At 34.4% G+C, this 16257-nt stretch carries 15 protein-coding genes; 4 read left to right on the forward strand and 11 right to left on the reverse strand.

Translation table 11 applies throughout. The annotated features are described in order from the left end of the window. Positions 1 to 6: 6 nt before the first annotated feature. Both AC22L0_RS27790 and AC22L0_RS27795 read right to left on the reverse strand, forming a co-directional pair. The gene (locus tag AC22L0_RS27790) at positions 7 to 963 is read right to left on the reverse strand and encodes an ABC transporter permease (protein WP_000860687.1); all 957 of its coding nucleotides are present in this window, start codon (positions 961 to 963) and stop codon (positions 7 to 9) included. A 108-nt stretch (positions 964 to 1071) separates the two neighbouring features. Beyond that, positions 1072 to 2799, reverse strand: coding sequence for an ABC transporter substrate-binding protein (locus AC22L0_RS27795; protein WP_487272555.1), 1728 nt, complete (start codon positions 2797 to 2799; stop codon positions 1072 to 1074). A gap of 367 nt (positions 2800 to 3166) precedes the next feature. Between AC22L0_RS27795 and AC22L0_RS27800 the strand changes: the two genes are divergently transcribed. Next, on the forward strand, positions 3167 to 3364 hold the full coding sequence (locus tag AC22L0_RS27800) for a hypothetical protein (protein ID WP_000369258.1): 198 nt from the start codon (positions 3167 to 3169) through the stop codon (positions 3362 to 3364). A gap of 11 nt (positions 3365 to 3375) precedes the next feature. On the opposite strand, the gene AC22L0_RS27805 is transcribed toward AC22L0_RS27800, so the two are convergent. From AC22L0_RS27805 to AC22L0_RS27835, 7 genes are all read right to left on the reverse strand, one after another. Beyond that, the gene (locus AC22L0_RS27805) at positions 3376 to 4521 is read right to left on the reverse strand and encodes an ABC transporter permease (RefSeq protein ID WP_087876034.1); all 1146 of its coding nucleotides are present in this window, start codon (positions 4519 to 4521) and stop codon (positions 3376 to 3378) included. A gap of 12 nt (positions 4522 to 4533) precedes the next feature. Further along, positions 4534 to 5730: an ABC transporter permease gene (locus AC22L0_RS27810; protein ID WP_087966421.1), complete on the reverse strand. Its 1197-nt coding sequence runs from the start codon at positions 5728 to 5730 to the stop codon at positions 4534 to 4536. Between the two features lie 15 nt (positions 5731 to 5745). Continuing rightward, the gene (locus AC22L0_RS27815) at positions 5746 to 6678 is read right to left on the reverse strand and encodes an ABC transporter ATP-binding protein (protein WP_087966423.1); all 933 of its coding nucleotides are present in this window, start codon (positions 6676 to 6678) and stop codon (positions 5746 to 5748) included. A 138-nt stretch (positions 6679 to 6816) separates the two neighbouring features. Then, positions 6817 to 7473 (reverse strand): response regulator, encoded by a 657-nt coding sequence (locus AC22L0_RS27820; RefSeq protein WP_000619343.1) that lies wholly within the window; start codon positions 7471 to 7473, stop codon positions 6817 to 6819. Continuing rightward, positions 7470 to 8663: a sensor histidine kinase gene (locus AC22L0_RS27825; RefSeq protein WP_000902014.1), complete on the reverse strand. Its 1194-nt coding sequence runs from the start codon at positions 8661 to 8663 to the stop codon at positions 7470 to 7472. Before AC22L0_RS27825 ends, AC22L0_RS27820 begins: the two co-directional genes overlap by 4 nt. A 149-nt stretch (positions 8664 to 8812) precedes the next feature. After that, positions 8813 to 10744 carry a ribosomal protection-like ABC-F family protein gene (abc-f, locus tag AC22L0_RS27830; protein ID WP_139894716.1) on the reverse strand — a complete coding sequence of 644 codons (1932 nt, stop codon included), beginning with the start codon at positions 10742 to 10744 and terminating at the stop codon, positions 8813 to 8815. A gap of 73 nt (positions 10745 to 10817) precedes the next feature. Next, positions 10818 to 10952, reverse strand: coding sequence for an RAxF-45 family protein (locus AC22L0_RS27835; protein WP_000830643.1), 135 nt, complete (start codon positions 10950 to 10952; stop codon positions 10818 to 10820). 421 nt (positions 10953 to 11373) lie between these two features. Here AC22L0_RS27835 and AC22L0_RS27840 point away from each other — a divergent pair, with 421 nt between their 5' ends. Further along, positions 11374 to 11502 (forward strand): hypothetical protein, encoded by a 129-nt coding sequence (locus AC22L0_RS27840; protein WP_001998915.1) that lies wholly within the window; start codon positions 11374 to 11376, stop codon positions 11500 to 11502. A 136-nt stretch (positions 11503 to 11638) separates the two neighbouring features. Further along, the gene (locus AC22L0_RS27845) at positions 11639 to 12433 is read left to right on the forward strand and encodes a DUF4931 domain-containing protein (protein WP_016119007.1); all 795 of its coding nucleotides are present in this window, start codon (positions 11639 to 11641) and stop codon (positions 12431 to 12433) included. A gap of 167 nt (positions 12434 to 12600) precedes the next feature. Here AC22L0_RS27845 and AC22L0_RS27850 read toward each other — a convergent pair whose 3' ends face one another. Beyond that, positions 12601 to 13131: a transglycosylase SLT domain-containing protein gene (locus tag AC22L0_RS27850; protein ID WP_000713248.1), complete on the reverse strand. Its 531-nt coding sequence runs from the start codon at positions 13129 to 13131 to the stop codon at positions 12601 to 12603. A gap of 239 nt (positions 13132 to 13370) precedes the next feature. Between AC22L0_RS27850 and AC22L0_RS27855 the strand changes: the two genes are divergently transcribed. Further along, on the forward strand, positions 13371 to 15020 hold the full coding sequence (locus AC22L0_RS27855) for a DUF2334 domain-containing protein (protein WP_016111295.1): 1650 nt from the start codon (positions 13371 to 13373) through the stop codon (positions 15018 to 15020). A gap of 116 nt (positions 15021 to 15136) precedes the next feature. Here AC22L0_RS27855 and AC22L0_RS27860 read toward each other — a convergent pair whose 3' ends face one another. After that, positions 15137 to 15901, reverse strand: coding sequence for a TatD family hydrolase (locus AC22L0_RS27860; RefSeq protein WP_000871063.1), 765 nt, complete (start codon positions 15899 to 15901; stop codon positions 15137 to 15139). Positions 15902 to 16257 lie beyond the last annotated feature (356 nt).

Raw genomic sequence — 16257 nt, forward strand, 5'->3', positions numbered from 1 at the left:
CCCCCCTTACTTCAATCGAATTCTTGGATCAACAAACGCATATACAATATCAGCTAAGAAATTAGCCATAATTGTTAAACAAGAAAGAAACATTGTAAAGGCCATTAATACCGTATAATCACGGAAGTTTAATGCTTCTAATTGAATACTCCCAATCCCTGGCCAATTAAAAATCTGTTCAATAATAATAGCTCCTGAAAATAAACCCGGTAATTCAAAAGCGAGTAATGTAATTGCTGGCAAAATTGCATTTTTCAATGCATGTTTATAAATAACGGTCCTTTCTTTTAAACCTTTTGCACGAGCAGTACGAATATAATCTTGCCTAATAACATCCAACATGCCAGTTCTAAAATAGCGTGTTAACGATCCTACACCAAGAAGCGTTAAAATAAATACAGGTAGAATCATATGACGTAATACTTCTAATATGTATGCTATCCCTGTTGAGTTACTCCCAATATCAATCATGCCACCAATAGGTAATAACTTTAAATCAACTGCTAATAATTTAATTAAAAATAGTCCGATAAAAAATGATGGAAATGACATTGCTGCAAAGACACCGATTGTTACCAATCTATCAAACCAAGAGTGCTGCTTTGTTGCAGAAATAACCCCAATAATAAGAGCAATAATCCAAGTGAAAAATAAAGCTGCAGCAGCAACAATAAATGTATTCCAAATGAATTTATTAAGTAATGAAGTTACCGGTTCTTGATACTGTAAAGAAAATCCAAAATCACCATGCAAAGCATTCACTAACCAATGAAAATACCTTTCAATAATCGGTTTATTTAAACCGTACAACTCTCTTAATTCTTGAGCTCTCTCTGGTGTTAATTTTGGATTTGAATCGATATAATCACCCGGTAAGAGTGCAAATAAGAAAAAGATAATAATAGACGTACCAAACAATGTAGGAATCATTTGTAGAAACCTACGAATGATATATGTTTTCACCTTTTGTCTCCCCAATCCTATTTACTTAAAAATAGAAGAACATTTTTTCAAAACAGCTACCATTCCATTGCTGTGTGAAAAAACGTCTTCTATTATTTAGGTCAACCCTTATTGTTCAATAGATAACACTGGTAAGTTGGAACTGATGCTATCGTACTTTTCTGGATCAATTCCTTTTATACGTGCATTATGAGCATAAAGTAGTTTACGATAGTTTAATAAAATAACTGGTGGATCATCACTTAACTCTTTATACAGCTCTTTATAAATCGCTTTACGTTTTTCAATATCTGTCGTTCCTATACCTTTTACAATCAAATCATCTACTTTCGGATTATTATAACCCGTATCACTTTTTGGATTAGTTGATAAGTACTCACTTACAACTTCACTTGGATCACTAATTCCTGGTGTTGAAACTGCCGCTAAATCGTAGTCACCTTTTCCTACTTTTGAAAGCATCGTATTAAAGTCCATCAACTCTGGATTTAATTCAACACCAATTTCTTTGTAACTTTCTTTTGCAATCGGAATAAAGATATCATTTGTTTTACCTGTATTTGATGCGTAGTATGTTAATTTTAATTTTTGACCATCTTTTTCACGAACCCCGTCAGAACCTACTTTCCAACCAGCCTCATCCAATAATTTTTTAGCCTTTTCTACGTCATGCGGATATTTATTAATACCTTCTTCTGTATATGCCCATGAAACTGGAGCAATTGGTGCGTTAGCGACAGAGCCATAGCCTTGTAAAGCTGTATCCACATACTTCTTACGGTCTAATCCATAAGTAAGTGCTTGGCGTACCTTTTTATCTTTCAAATACGACTTCTTATTATTTACATAGATATAAGCAATATCACTTGATGATTCAAGATTAATATTTGCAAACTCTAATCCTTTTAATTGGTCTATATTTTCAGGGTTCGCTCTAAACCCACTATAGTCCAGTTCACCTGTTTGGAATAATTGGAATCCAGTATCACCTGATGTGATTTTGTAAATAAAGTTTTTAATTTTTGGTTTACCTGCATAATAATTTTCGTTAGCAACAAAGCGGACTTCTTGACCTGGAACATATTTTTCAAATTTATATGGACCCGCTGCAATTGGTTGCCCATATAATGCTTTTAAATAGTCTAAACTTGTATTTTGTTTATAATCTTTTCCATAATAAGCTTTTGATAGCACTGGGCCACCTAAATTCGTTAGCGCCTGTGAATTAACTTTTTCAGTTGTAATTTTAATTGTCTGTGGATCAACAACTTGGATTCCTTCAATAGAAGTTGCTTTTCCTTCTTTATATTCTTTCCCACCTTTAACAGCATACTGAGCAATATCCAATCCACCTTCATACGCTTTATCATGAAGTAGTGTTAATGTAAATGCTACGTCATCCGCTGTTAGAGGCGACCCATCACTAAATTTTAAATTTTTACGTAAATGGAATGTATATGTTAACTGGTCAGCAGAAATATCCCATTTTTCCGCAAGATCCGGAATAGGTTTACTTTGTTTGTCTGTTGTTACTAATGAAGCAAAAATAACCGACGTTACATTTCCATCCCAACCATTATCTTGGAAATACGGAAGGAAAACTCCCCCTGGCTTAGAAATGGCTGTAATGAAAGTATCTTTTCGTTGATTTGCTTTCTCTGGACTTTTCTTTTTATCTGTAGCTGGAATTGATTCAATCTTAGAGTCTTTTAAATCCTGCTTTTTTACTGGTTCTGTAGAAGCCGTATCCTCCTGTCCCCCACAAGCAGATAACACAAGCGAACTACTCAGTAATACTGAAAATACACCAGCCCATTTTTTTGTCTTTTTCTTCATTGTCCCCACCCTAACTGTTTAATAGTTATACCCTTTGAACTTATTAGCTTATGTATGCCTCCCACAGCACATTTATAGCCAATCGGAAAAGTCGGTTTTAATCAGAAAAAAATAGATGTTTTTGAGGGGTAACAATCTTATTCCGACCTTTCCGGTAGACTTTATGGTTATTAGCTTATATCGTTCATTATGTTTTGTCAATTCTTTCTAAATAAATATTTTTAGAATTTTTCCAAAATTATCACTCTACATTTATACTTTAAGAAAACTCAGCTATAATTCGTATTAAAACTTAAAAATCTACTTCTATTCCTTCAGCATGAAACATAGAATACTAATAACCAATTACCAAAAAGGGGGCGAAAATATGGACAACCTATTCCAATACGTCCTGCACTACGTATTATTAACAATTATGATAGTTGGGGCGCTATTACTATTCCCATTCTTCCCAAAGTTCGTCCTCTTTTTAGCTTTTTTTATTATGCTCGGGATCGCTATTATCATTTCAACAAGAGAAGATACGACACAAAAAGAAAACAGAGTTCAGCGTGTAAAGCTGTAACTCTGTTTTTTTCATTCGTAACGTATTCTTGTTAAACTAATTATGAAAAAGACTCCTGCAAATAAAATGAGTATACCAATATATCCCCCTATATCTGCCAATGTACCTCCCCTTACAATTAACTCCGTAAAGCCACGCATCGCCCAAGTTTGCGGAACAAAATTTGCTGCCGTCTGCATCCATGCTGGTTCAATTTCAATCGGCCAATAAAGACCGCCAATCATGCATGTTGAAATCACAACGATATTACCTAATGCAGACTGTTGTTCTGTTGTTTTCACGATACTTGCTAATAATAAGGCTAGACCAATGACAGCTAATAATAACACGGAAACGAGTATAATAACCCCTAATAAATTTCCCCACTGCACATTAAATAAGGAATGCGTTAATATCATTAGAACACCAAATTGAATCCACCCTATTAAAAAGAATGAAAGGATATATCCCGTTAGTATTTGAGCTTTTGAAACTGGTGCTTCTAATAAACGAGACCAAACCCCAAGTTGTCTAGCTTTCAAAATAGTCCCCGTCGCACTTAACATAACAATCATAACGAATAGAATTGAAAATCCTGCCGCTCTCCCTGTAACGTTATTTAACTTTTGATCATCATGTGAAATTGATTCTTTTTGAATCGAAGCAGGTTCTATTTTTGTATAGATTTCTTTATACATAGGTTCCCACGAGGCGTTGCTTTTCTTCTCAAAATCGCTCGCTGCACTAACTTCTATCTCCATTTTTTTTAATGCACTTGCCAATACTTGCTCTACAGAAGTTCCACCAGTAAAATCAGCACTGGCTTGAAACTGAATACTTTCTTTACTTCCATCTAGCATACTCTTTTGAAAGTCTTTCGGAATAATAACTATGCCGGATGATTTTTTGTTTTCAATCTTCTGTTTTCCTTCCTTATACGTTACCTTCTCTATAGAAATTAAGTCACTTTTCTTTATGTCCTCGTAATACTTGCTAGATAATACAGAACCATCTTCATCTACTAAGCTAACATTTACTTTCGTATTCCCACTTCCACCCAAAAGTCCGCCGAAAATGAGTGTAAAAATAATAGGCATTCCAAACATAAGTATATAACTTTGTGGTTTTATTAAAATTTGTTTTAACTCTAGCCAACAAAGTGCCCAAACCTTCTTCATCATTTCTCCCTCCTATCTCGTACGTAAACGTAATGTTCCTATCATAACGGAGACAATTCCTGCACTACATAAACTAAAAATAACAGGGAGTAGCACATCCCAAGATGTTCCCGACATAATATTTAAAAAGCTTGTAAGTGCCCATTTATTCGGAGCAATATTCGCAATGGTTTGAAGTGTATCAGGGAATACATAAATCGGTAACATTGATCCTCCTAATATAGCGAGTATTTGAATACCGATTCCTCCCATTACATCTGCCGTTTTTTCCTCACGAATAAAAGCGGCAATTAACATAGATAAACCAGAAACACAAATTGCATAAGAAATTCCTATCGCTACTATTTGAGACAAGTCTCCGCCCCATTCCACATGAAACATAAAGTGTGTAGCAACTATAAATATTCCAAATTGTATACATGCAAATAATAACGTACCTAAAAACTTCCCAAATAAAATTGAAAATGAGCTCGTTGGTGTACTAAACAAACGCGCCAACGTTTCAGTTCGTTGCTCTGTGACAACTGACTTTGCACCTACTGTTATGTTATATAGTAAAAACATGACTAACATCGCTGCTGCATAATACTGCATCGCTGCAACTGTTTTTTTACCTATCGTTCCTTTTTCAATGTTATTTGCATCCGAAGTTGCTACTGTTTGTAAATCTCCACTTACTTCTTTTGCAACTTGTTCCACATTACTATGCTGAGACTTTGCTAATTCCGTCACAACACTTTTAGTAGATACCGCAACTGTTTGAACACGCTCTGAAAAAGAGCGGATCATTGATTCAGCGATTTTTGCTTGTATATCTTTTGATGGGTCTATAAGCACCTTTGGCTCTTTTAATTTTCCATCTTGTACTTGTTCGCTCCATTTATTTGGGATGATGATTCCCACATCGATTTTCTTTTCCTTTAACATATCTTCAAGCTCTTCCTGAGAATTAACTATCTTTACTTTCACATCATCTTTTAATTCTTTAGATTGCAATACTTCTTTTTGAAAGACATCTGCAAACTCATCAGTTCCTACTTGATAATAGCCAATCACTGTTTTTAGTAGTCCACCATTATCAAATATATTACTTAACGCTGAACCTAAAATCGCTGTTAATAAAAGCGGCATAATTAACATCATCATAAATCCGCGTCGATCAATTAAACGTATTTTTAAATCTTTCCATGCAATAATAAAACTTTTCATCTCGCACTAACCTCCTTAATCACGAAGTGAACGTCCTGTTAATTGTAAAAAGAGTGCCTCCAAATTCGGTTCTTGCACTTCAAGCTTTAAAATTTGAGCGTTGTTCTCCACCACTACTGACACAACTGTACCAATGGACTCACCACCATTTAGCCCAATATCAATCGTACTATTATCTTCATCAAAAATAATTCGTTCAACAACAGATAGTGCTTTCAACTTTTGTAGCAGTTCCGTACTATAACGATTTAATTGCAATCTCACTATAAACCCATCTGCCAGGCGATTACATAGCTCCCTTTTCGTTCCTAATGCAATTACCTTTCCATGATCAACAATTGCAATTCTTTCACATAAATACTCTACTTCTTCCATGTAATGACTCGTATAAATAACTGTCATCCCTTTTTCATTTAATTTTTTAACAGTCTCTAAAATATGGTTTCTCGATTGCGGATCAATCCCAACTGTCGGTTCATCCATAATTAACAACTCTGGCTCATGCATAAGTGCGGCACCAATATTAATACGTCTTTTCATTCCACCTGAAAATGTTTCAATTTTATCTTTTCCACGGTCCTGTAAACCGACGTAAGCCAATACTTCCTCCGCTCGCTCTTTTGCAACTTTTCCATTTAAACCGTACATCTTTCCCCAAAAAACCAAATTTTCCTTCGCTGAAAGTGTTGGATAGAGCGCAATGTCTTGTGGAACAATACCAATTTTCTTTTTCGCCTCTAATAGATATTCTTTTACAGATTTCCCACCAACTTTTATATCGCCACTGTCGTATGAAATTAACCCGCAAATCATTGATATCGTCGTTGATTTTCCCGCTCCATTTGGACCAAGCAATCCGAATGTTTCCCCTTTCTTCACCTCAAAAGAAACATTCTTTATGATTTTCTTCTTACCAAATGATTTCGTAATATGATCTATGACTAACATACTGATTCAGCCCCTTTGCATTCATCTACACTTTCATTGTAGAAAAATTTCTTCTTCTCCCCATCATCCTTGAGATAGAAATACAAAATAAAAAAGCAGCAAATTCTGCTGCTTTTTCACACTTATATATGCCAAAAGTCATGTGTACATCGTGATGCCATACCTTACTGCGTATATGGCTGCTTGCGTTCGATCTCTCAGTTCTAGCTTACTAATTAAATTAGAAACATGATTCTTAACAGTTCCCTCTGTAATAAATAACTTTTCCGCAATCTCTTTATTATTTAACCCAAGTCCAATTTCCCTTAAAACATCTACTTCTCGCTCAGTTAATTGCGCTAATTGTTCTGGTGTGGTGCACTCTACTGCTACTTTTGTCTTTTTTAATTCTTTTATGATTTGCGCTGTTATATCCTGAGGAAGCACAGCCCCTCCACTATGCACCGTTAAAATTGCTTGAGCGATTGCATCTGTCTCCATATCCTTCAATAAATAACCACTTGCTCCTTGCTCCAATGCTTCAAAGATAAGCTCACTATCACTAAAAGTCGTCAACATAAGTACCTTTATATGAGGGAACTGTTCTCTAACTAAACGTGTTCCTTCAACACCATTCATACGAGGCATCCGAATATCCATCAAAATAATTTCAGGATGTAGCTCTTTCACCTTTTGTATCACTTCGTCTCCATCTGTAGCAGTTCCCACTACTTCAAGTTCTTGACGTAAGTTTAATAACATCGCTAAACCATCACGAATGAGTGATTGATCATCAACAATCATAATCCGAATCATACAGTTCCCCCTATTAACCACGTTTTCTCCTGAAGTGGAAATTCAATCTGTAACCGAAAGCCTTTTTCTATCTCACTCTCAAATTGAATAGTTCCACCATGTTCCTCTACTCGTTCTCTCATATTAAGTAAACCAAAACCAGGGCTTACCTCGTTAACTCCCAAGCCATTATCCAAAATACATAGTTTAACTTGTTTCGCCGAACAAGTTAAACTCACTTCACATAAACTCGCTTTGCCATGCCGCTTTGCATTTGTTAAAGACTCTTGCATAACCCGGAGGAGTGTAGGTTGTAGTGACAACGGAATCAAAACCGGATCCCCTTGTAATTGAAAAGATACTTGTACTTTCGTCGCTTTAGAATATCCATGTAACATTTCACGCATATTTTCTATTATGTTCCCTAGTTTACCTTCTTCTTTTAAGGCATGTACAGACGCTCTCACCTCTTGAAGTGATTTCCTGGCTAGCCCATGACATGTATGTAAAACCTCTTCTGTAGCGTCCGACTTTTGTTTCCACAAAGCCTCTGCAAGTTGTAATTGGACAAGTAAGGCTGTCATATTATGACCGACAGTATCATGAATTTCTCGGGCAATATCATTTCGCTCTTGAACAGCTGTCAATTCTTCTACCTCTTTGGCATATAGACGTAATTGTTCATGCGCTTCTTTTAGAGCTGTATGAGACAATGTCAATTCCTCATATTGCTCATCTACCATTTTCCGAGCAGCTGTAAGTTTTTTTATTAAGCTTCCAGCTAAAGCACTAAAAACGATAAACATAAAATTAATAGCATTACTCTCCAATTCTAAACTACCTGTATGTTCATAAGCATGTATTATATTTATAAACCAGCAAAGAAAGAAAAAAGTAATAAAAAAGTACGTCATGCTTCTACGAAATTCATGAATAAATAGCCCTACTGCATCAATTCCAAATATAATTAAATATAAACATGTCTCGGGAAATAAAAAACCTAATAAAGCTGTGACTATCCCATTTGCTAATAGTGTATAAAAAACAAGTTTTTTACCTCCATTCACTTTTACTAGCAAAATATGATTCACAATATAAATAAAAAGTGCTGTACCCACAAAAAATTGCAAATGTGCTGTTTCACGTGAAACATGGTTTGCATAAACAAAACAGATCATGACGATTGTAACAATTCGCGCGTATCCTAACATAACATTCTCCTCACGTTTTAATAACCTAAAGTTCTTTTCTTGATTTTAATAACAAGAAAATTATACCAATTTTCGTCTTTCCGTACACAAAAAGAGCAAGCCCTCCCTCAAAACATGAGAAAACAACTTGCTCTTTCATTCTAATCTCTTTACTCCACCATATTCTCTAACTCATTATATAGTTCTGCTCGTAACAACTCTTTCTTCGTTTTTTCCTCATATAATTTTTCAAGTTTTTCAACATCAGCTACATGTTCCATTCCACATTCTATTGCATATATATCTTCTTCTACATGCATTAACTCATTTTCAATCTCTTCAAGATTCCTAGCTTCTTTCTCTTTTACAGGAACCGTTTCAACACTTTTTCTCCCTTGGCGTTTCTGCTTTATTACTTGCTTCTCAAGCTTTTCCTCCCACTTTTGACGAGCCCATGCATAATTTCCTGCAAACTCAAATAATTTGCATCTATCAATCCAGTACGTCTTTTCAAATAACTTATTTAAAAAATATCGATCGTGTGAAACAGCTAAAATCGTCCCATTATATTGCTCAAGGGCTTCCTCTAAAACTTCCCTTGATTCAATATCAAGGTGGTTTGTCGGCTCATCTAAAATTAGAAAATTGATGTCTTGATACATAAGTTGCGCAAGTCTTAACCTCATTTTTTCTCCACCGCTCAGTTGTGTTACTTTCTTAAACACCGCTGGACCATAAAATAAAAACTTAGCTAATATATGTCTTGCTTCTCCTTCTGTTACAGCCACATACTCTCTAAAAGCTTCCAATACATTACTCTTCACATTTCCATACGTATGCTGTGATAAATAACCAATTTTGACACTACTGCCAATGCGAATTTCACCAACGTCTGGATTTATTTCTTCTAATAGTAGTTTTAATAATGTAGTCTTTCCTGTACCATTACGACCAACGATAGCAGTACGCTCTTGAAAACGAACATGTAAATTCGCTTGTTCAAATAAAGGTCGGCCAGCAAAACCTTTACTCACTTCTTTCATTACAACAACATCTTTTCCGCTTCTCTCTTGCCCTTCAAACTGAAGACCCATCTGTTTTCTTTCTAAAATTGGCCTCTTTAATTTCTCTATACGCTCTAACGCACGTTCCATATTCCTCGCTCTTTTATGCAATCCTTCATTCGGAGGATTCGCTTGATTTGCCCATTCACGTAGGCGCTTAATTGCTTCTTTCATTTTCTTTATTTTCTTTTGCTGCTCTTGATAAGCTTGAAACTCTTGAAGTAATCTTTCTTCCTTCTCCTCAACGAACTGAGAATAATTCGTATGGTACACGTGAATCTCTCCATCTTCCAGATCAAAAATTTTCGTTACAACTTCATCAAGGAAATAGCGATCGTGTGAAATAACCATAACTGTTCCATTATATTCTTTTAAAAATTTCTCTAACCATTCAACTGCAAACAAATCTAAATGATTTGTTGGTTCATCTAATAGAAGTAAATCTGGTTTCTGCAATAGCATATATGCAAGGCTTACTTTCGTCTGTTCTCCTCCACTTAATTCCGTAAATACTCTTGGAAATAAGTCTGTTACTTGTAAGCCATTTGCTACCTTCATTATATTTGCCTCTATTTCATAACCACCGAGAAATGCAAATTTTTCTTGAATTATTCCGTACCTCTCCATTAGCTTTTTCAAAGAAGATTGTTCCTGCTCCTCCGCCATATTTTTTTCTAGAGCATGCATTTCTTTTTCTAATTCCTTTTCTACTTTAAAAGCGGAACTCAATACATCATATACAGTCATGGCCTCATCAAACTTCGGAATTTGTGCGACATGACCAATACGTGTACCTTTCTTCATATGAATGGCTCCTGCATCCAAACTCTCCATTCCCGTTAGAAGCCCAAAGATTGTTGTCTTCCCACTACCGTTACGACCAACTAACCCAACACGTTCACCATTCTTTATTTCAAGCGATATATTTTCAAATATGATGTTTCCACCAAAAGATTTCGTTACATTATTTACACTACAAATAGTCATTTTCCGTACTCCTTTCAATATAAAAAACCATGAGAAAGAAACATTCCCCATGGTTTTCGGCATAGAAAAAGGAAGCCAAATAGCTCCCTTTTCACACGTTTATTAAAAATGGGTGAAGAGATTTCTATCGTTCAATAGTCACTATGCAATTGTTAAAAAAGGGCATACGTATCCCGTTAACAACTACATCATGAAAAATCGCACGACAAAAATAGATAAAATCTAAAAATTTGGCACGCGCAGCTAAAGAACGTTTCATCTCATTCACCCCTTTCGTACGGAATTTAATACTTACTTCTTTATTATACTTTCCAATTTCATGTTTGAATAGTCATTTTTCTGAAAATAATGAAGATAGACTAAACATTTCAATAAGTGACATCAAATCTTACAAAACTGTTATGTTCACGTAATGGAAAGCGATAGTACGAAAAGATGCCTCCCTATACAATAAAGATGTAAAACAAGAGTGACAAACACAAGGAGGAAACAAACATGATGAAAGAAATCGTAAAAGCAATCTTTGAGGTATTAGTGAACGGACAAGCAGTTGTAAAAGAACTAAATGAACTATAAAAAGGAGTGAAGAAATATGATGAACATGGTGAAAATGATTTTACACGCTTTAGTCGATGCAAAAGCAGTTAGCCAAGAATTAAACCAACAATAAAAAGGGGTATATGAATATGAAGAAAGCCATTATTATAATTGCAAGCACAGCAATTACTTTATACACAATAAAAAATAGAAAAAAGAAAAATAATGAAAATGTTCTATATTATCCATACACACTATTAGAGAAAAAATAAAAGACAAGGTACCCTATCGTAATGAGGATATCTTGTCTTTTATTTTTTCCATATTGTCTTTAGAGGATTTCCTTCTCCTTTTCCCGAATGTATTAAGCGGGATTTTTACACATATTTTAAAGGGGCATATATACAAATGGATACACAACAACTATATTTTTTAAACGATATCGGTAAACAAAAACCAGAAAGTATTCGGAATAGAAGCGCTGCATGTCCATTTTGCGATAAAGAACATTTAACGGATATTTTAGCAACTGATGGTTCTATTATTTGGTTAAAAAATAAATTTCCTACATTACAAGATACATTTCAAACGGTGCTGATTGAAACGGATAATTGCGAAGATCATATCGCAACATATACAGAAGAACATATGCGAAAATTAATGCAATTTTCTATTCAACATTGGTTACACTTACAGAAGAACGAAGAATTTGCATCTGTAATTTTATACAAAAATCACGGTCCATTTTCAGGTGGAAGTTTGCATCATGCACACATGCAAATTATCGGAATGAAATATGTAAATTATCTTGAAAATATTGAAGAAGAAAATTTCCAAGGAGTAATTGTTCAAAAAAATGAACGCATTGAGCTTAATATTTCAGAGCATCCCATTATTGGCTTCACTGAATTCAATATAATCATTGATAATATTTCATATATAGATGAAATGGCAAATTACATTCAGCAAACTGTACGTTACATACTGATAGATTTCCATAAAGGATGCAGTAGTTATAACTTATTCTTCTATTACTTAAATGGAAAAATCATTTGTAAAGTTGTACCTAGATTTGTCGTTTCACCATTGTATGTAGGATATAAAATACCGCAAGTTTCTACAAAACTAGAAGAGGTGAAAATACAACTCACGCAGTATTTCACGAAAGAAAAGGATGAAATTATTCATAAAAAAACAGAGTAGGTATAGAAAACCTACTCTTTTACCCCGCATTAACGAGCAGTAAAACTTCCACCTCAAAATCCGGAAAACGCTAGAATTTAGGCGGAAGATTAACTGCTCGTAAAAGCCCGATTGGTGAAGACTAATAATCAGCGGGGGATGAACAGACTCCCCCACTGATTAAAGTTTCACTTTATTACACCTTTATTTCGATAGTACACATCTTCTAATCCGATGTTATACTTCATGTTATTATCCGTCCACTCTGGCCCTAAATTCCCTGGCCATCCAGATGTATTCGCTATATATTTCAGTAATGCAAAATCAGTCAAACCTTTTTGCACCCCACGCTTATATCCTTTCATTAAATGCGGCATTGCAATTTGCGCATTTGTACGTGGATCTTTCAGCTCATCATCAGTTAAATGTTCTGGTGCAAGCCCGCCGCCGCGGTGTAGTTGAAACAATCCAAATGAAGTTCCATTATCTCCAACACTTCTTGGATTTAATCGACTTTCATGCTCGGCAATTGCAAGTGGTATCCATTCCGGAAGATTTACTTTCTTCGCTTCCTCTATAATGATTTGTTTCATCTGTTTTGCTTCTTCTGAATCAACATAGCTTGTTCCATTCACTAGCTTATCCATTCCTTCAGACTTTCCTTGGAAATATAAATATACTCCAAGAACAACTAAAAATCCTACAAAGAATTTCTTCACTACCTCTACCTCTTTCTCCGCTGAAATTTGTCCCCTTTCAGCCTTCCCTTTACAATTACCTACATTCTATTACTCTTTTATCATAGCAAATAACTATACGTATTATCATCATGCTTTAGACCGATTTTGTGAAAAAACAGCTGGTAAATACGTGCAAAAATGTAACTTTCATAGACTATAACGCATTTTTTGTATATAATTGTAAACTGAACTCTATATATAGAATAGGAGCGTACAAAATGAAAAAATGCCTAACACTCTTGTTCAGCATTTTACTACTCATCCCTACCTACACCTCTGCACAAACATCATCAAAACCAAAAGTACTTGTTTTGTATAGTACACAAGACGATAAAGTTTCAAATAATGTCCAAATCCTTAATACTCAATTAGGACATTTTACAAATGATATAACCGTAAAAAACTTAAAAGAAGCAACTTCAATTAATAACGTATCCTCCTATACACATATTGTTTATATCGGTGAAACAAAAGAAGCGTTTTCTGATGAAACGAAACAATTTCTAGAAAACTTCTCCGGCCCTTTATTAGTATTAGGACAAAATGTTGAACAATTATCTAAGCGTTTTTCTTTCATTACATTGAAGAGTGACGATATACGAGTTAATAAAATTGAATATCCAGAAAAGAAGCTAAAAAATACCTTAGAAGAGGAACGATTAATTCAATCATTTGATACGAATGGAACTGTGCTTGCTAACGCTTTAAGCTCAAATAACACTAACCCACTAATCGTTCAGCATGAAATATCTTATTATGTCGCAACACCTAACCTCTTTGACTGGATGTCTCATTACGTCGGTGAAATGTTATTTTCTTATTTCAGCCAAAAACCAACGAAAAATAAAGTTGAAGCTTATTTACGTCTTGAGGATGTTCACCCAGCAGCAGATATAAATCAATTGAAAGAAATTGCTAAATTACTAAAAGAGAAAAAGATGCCTTACATGATTACTGTTATTCCGGTATATAAAGATCCAGATACAGGAAAGATAATACATTTAAAAGATAAACCAGAACTAGTTGATCTTTTACGCTCTATGCAAGATGATGGTGCAGCAATTATTATGCATGGTTATACTCACCAATTTTATGACAGTGAAACAGGTGAGGGCTTTGAATTTTGGGATGTCAAAAAAGATCAACCAATTCGCCAACCGAAGCATGAAAAACCGAAGACAAAAGATGACTTTCCAAATATAGAGGCATATAACCAATATGTAAAAAAAGGGGAAGAATTCGAGGAAAAATATACGAAAAATCATATTGAAAAAGGAATTCAAGAACTTGTAGATGCTAAACTATATCCTGTTGCCTTTGAAGCACCTCATTACACGATGTCTCAAAAAGGATATGAAATATTATCAAGGTACTTTTCAACTTATGTAGGACAACTACAGTTAAATGATACAACTTGGAAATCCATGCACTCACCATATTATACAAGTACTCCGTCATTTTTACATGGAATGAAACTATTGCCTGAAACAGTCGGATTTATTGAAGAAGATACGCCACAAACTATTGCTAAAATGAAAGAACGTGCTCTATCTGTTTCTAAATTATCCGATGGGATTATTGGGGCATTTTATCATCCTTACTTAGGTGTGAAACCATTAAAAGAAGTGTTAAAAGATCTAGAAAGTATTCCAAATATAGAATGGATTGATTTACAAAAGGAAAAGAATGAAGTAAAAATGAAAGATATTCATATTACGACGAATAAAGACGGCATTCACGTTGAAAAACCAACCAGTGCGAATGACATAATTGATTATATAAAGCAATATGGCTTCTTCCTTATACTGGGGTTCGTTATCATTGTCTTTCTTTTATTATTAAAACGTGCGAGAAAATTAGAATCCTAATACAAAACCACCGAGCGGAACGCTTGGTGGTTTTTTGTCATATATCAAACCGTGGCATTTTATTAAATACATTCAATTTTCACTTTTTCCGTTACATGATTAAAACTATAATTCTCCTATCCTTTCAAATAAAATCGACTTGTATTTTCATATATTGTTTTTGCGACCTTATCAATGGATATGTTTTGTATAGAACTAATTTCCTTTAATACATCTCGAATCATTCTCGGGTGCGTCATAACATCGTCTTGAAATTCCCACGGTCCATCTGTTTCTACCATCATATATTCAAGCGGATAATACGAAACAATTTTTCTAATCTTCTCCTTATGTAAAACATCCGGTGTAATCGAAATATAATAACCATTCTTCATCATCCGTTTCATTGTTTCATCACTTCCTTTAAACCAATGGAAATGTGCACGTGAAACTTTATATTTCTCTAGCAAATCACATACAGTGTCAGCATCTTCATAAACTGCGTGTAATATAATCGGCAAATTATACTTACTAGCTAGTTCTATAAATTTTTTCAATACAGCTATGTATGGATCTACAGCAATGCTTTCATCTTCTTTCCTCAAATAATAGGGCAAACCTACTTCACCAATCGCAACAATTTCCTCTGCGTTCTGTTCAATAAGTTTATAAATCTGTTCACACTCTTCTTTATGAATCTGTTGCTCTGGATGAAACCCTATCGCTGGATATATAAAGGGATACTTCTTCGCTAAAGATAACGTTTCCTTACAAGATTGATAATTCATAGATACAGCAATAAGCCCCTTTATTTCATTACTATTTTCCACCTCTTTCAGTAATCTGTTCTTCTCTTCATCCTTATATTGATCAACATGTATATGACTATCAATCCATTTCATCTTTATGCCCCCATAAAAAAAACAAGAAAGGACTTCCTTTCTTGTTTTAGCATCTATATTATTTAACAATTAAGTTTGTTATGATATCAAATAATCCAATACACACTATGGCAACAGTAAAGTAGCTACAGAAATCTTTAATTGGTAACTTCACTACTTCTTCTTTACGCATCCCATTTTTCTCCCTTCTTACTAGATCCCTAATTATTTTTCTATCTGTATCTATTATGCAAAAAATATGACAAATTTACTATCGAATTAACTTACGTAAACCTTACAATGTTGTAAGGTTTAAAAAAGGATCCTCATCTTTATTCAGATGAGGATTATTAAAAATTAGTTGGTTTTTCATTCTT

It is taken from the genome of Bacillus sp. LQ01 (genome assembly GCF_057624735.1).

Coding starts and splice junctions, on each gene's coding strand:
- AC22L0_RS27840 (WP_001998915.1), top strand. CDS start 11,374: ATGAATATGAAGAAAGCCATTATTATAATTGCAAGCACAGCAATTACT.
- AC22L0_RS27805 (WP_087876034.1), bottom strand. CDS start 4,521: ATGAAGAAGGTTTGGGCACTTTGTTGGCTAGAGTTAAAACAAATTTTA.
- AC22L0_RS27810 (WP_087966421.1), bottom strand. CDS start 5,730: ATGAAAAGTTTTATTATTGCATGGAAAGATTTAAAAATACGTTTAATT.
- AC22L0_RS27835 (WP_000830643.1), bottom strand. CDS start 10,952: ATGAAACGTTCTTTAGCTGCGCGTGCCAAATTTTTAGATTTTATCTAT.
- AC22L0_RS27800 (WP_000369258.1), top strand. CDS start 3,167: ATGGACAACCTATTCCAATACGTCCTGCACTACGTATTATTAACAATT.
- AC22L0_RS27855 (WP_016111295.1), top strand. CDS start 13,371: ATGAAAAAATGCCTAACACTCTTGTTCAGCATTTTACTACTCATCCCT.
- AC22L0_RS27825 (WP_000902014.1), bottom strand. CDS start 8,663: ATGTTAGGATACGCGCGAATTGTTACAATCGTCATGATCTGTTTTGTT.
- AC22L0_RS27820 (WP_000619343.1), bottom strand. CDS start 7,473: ATGATTCGGATTATGATTGTTGATGATCAATCACTCATTCGTGATGGT.
- AC22L0_RS27845 (WP_016119007.1), top strand. CDS start 11,639: ATGGATACACAACAACTATATTTTTTAAACGATATCGGTAAACAAAAA.
- AC22L0_RS27860 (WP_000871063.1), bottom strand. CDS start 15,901: ATGAAATGGATTGATAGTCATATACATGTTGATCAATATAAGGATGAA.
- AC22L0_RS27815 (WP_087966423.1), bottom strand. CDS start 6,678: ATGTTAGTCATAGATCATATTACGAAATCATTTGGTAAGAAGAAAATC.
- abc-f (WP_139894716.1), bottom strand. CDS start 10,744: ATGGGGAATGTTTCTTTCTCATGGTTTTTTATATTGAAAGGAGTACGG.
- AC22L0_RS27795 (WP_487272555.1), bottom strand. CDS start 2,799: ATGAAGAAAAAGACAAAAAAATGGGCTGGTGTATTTTCAGTATTACTG.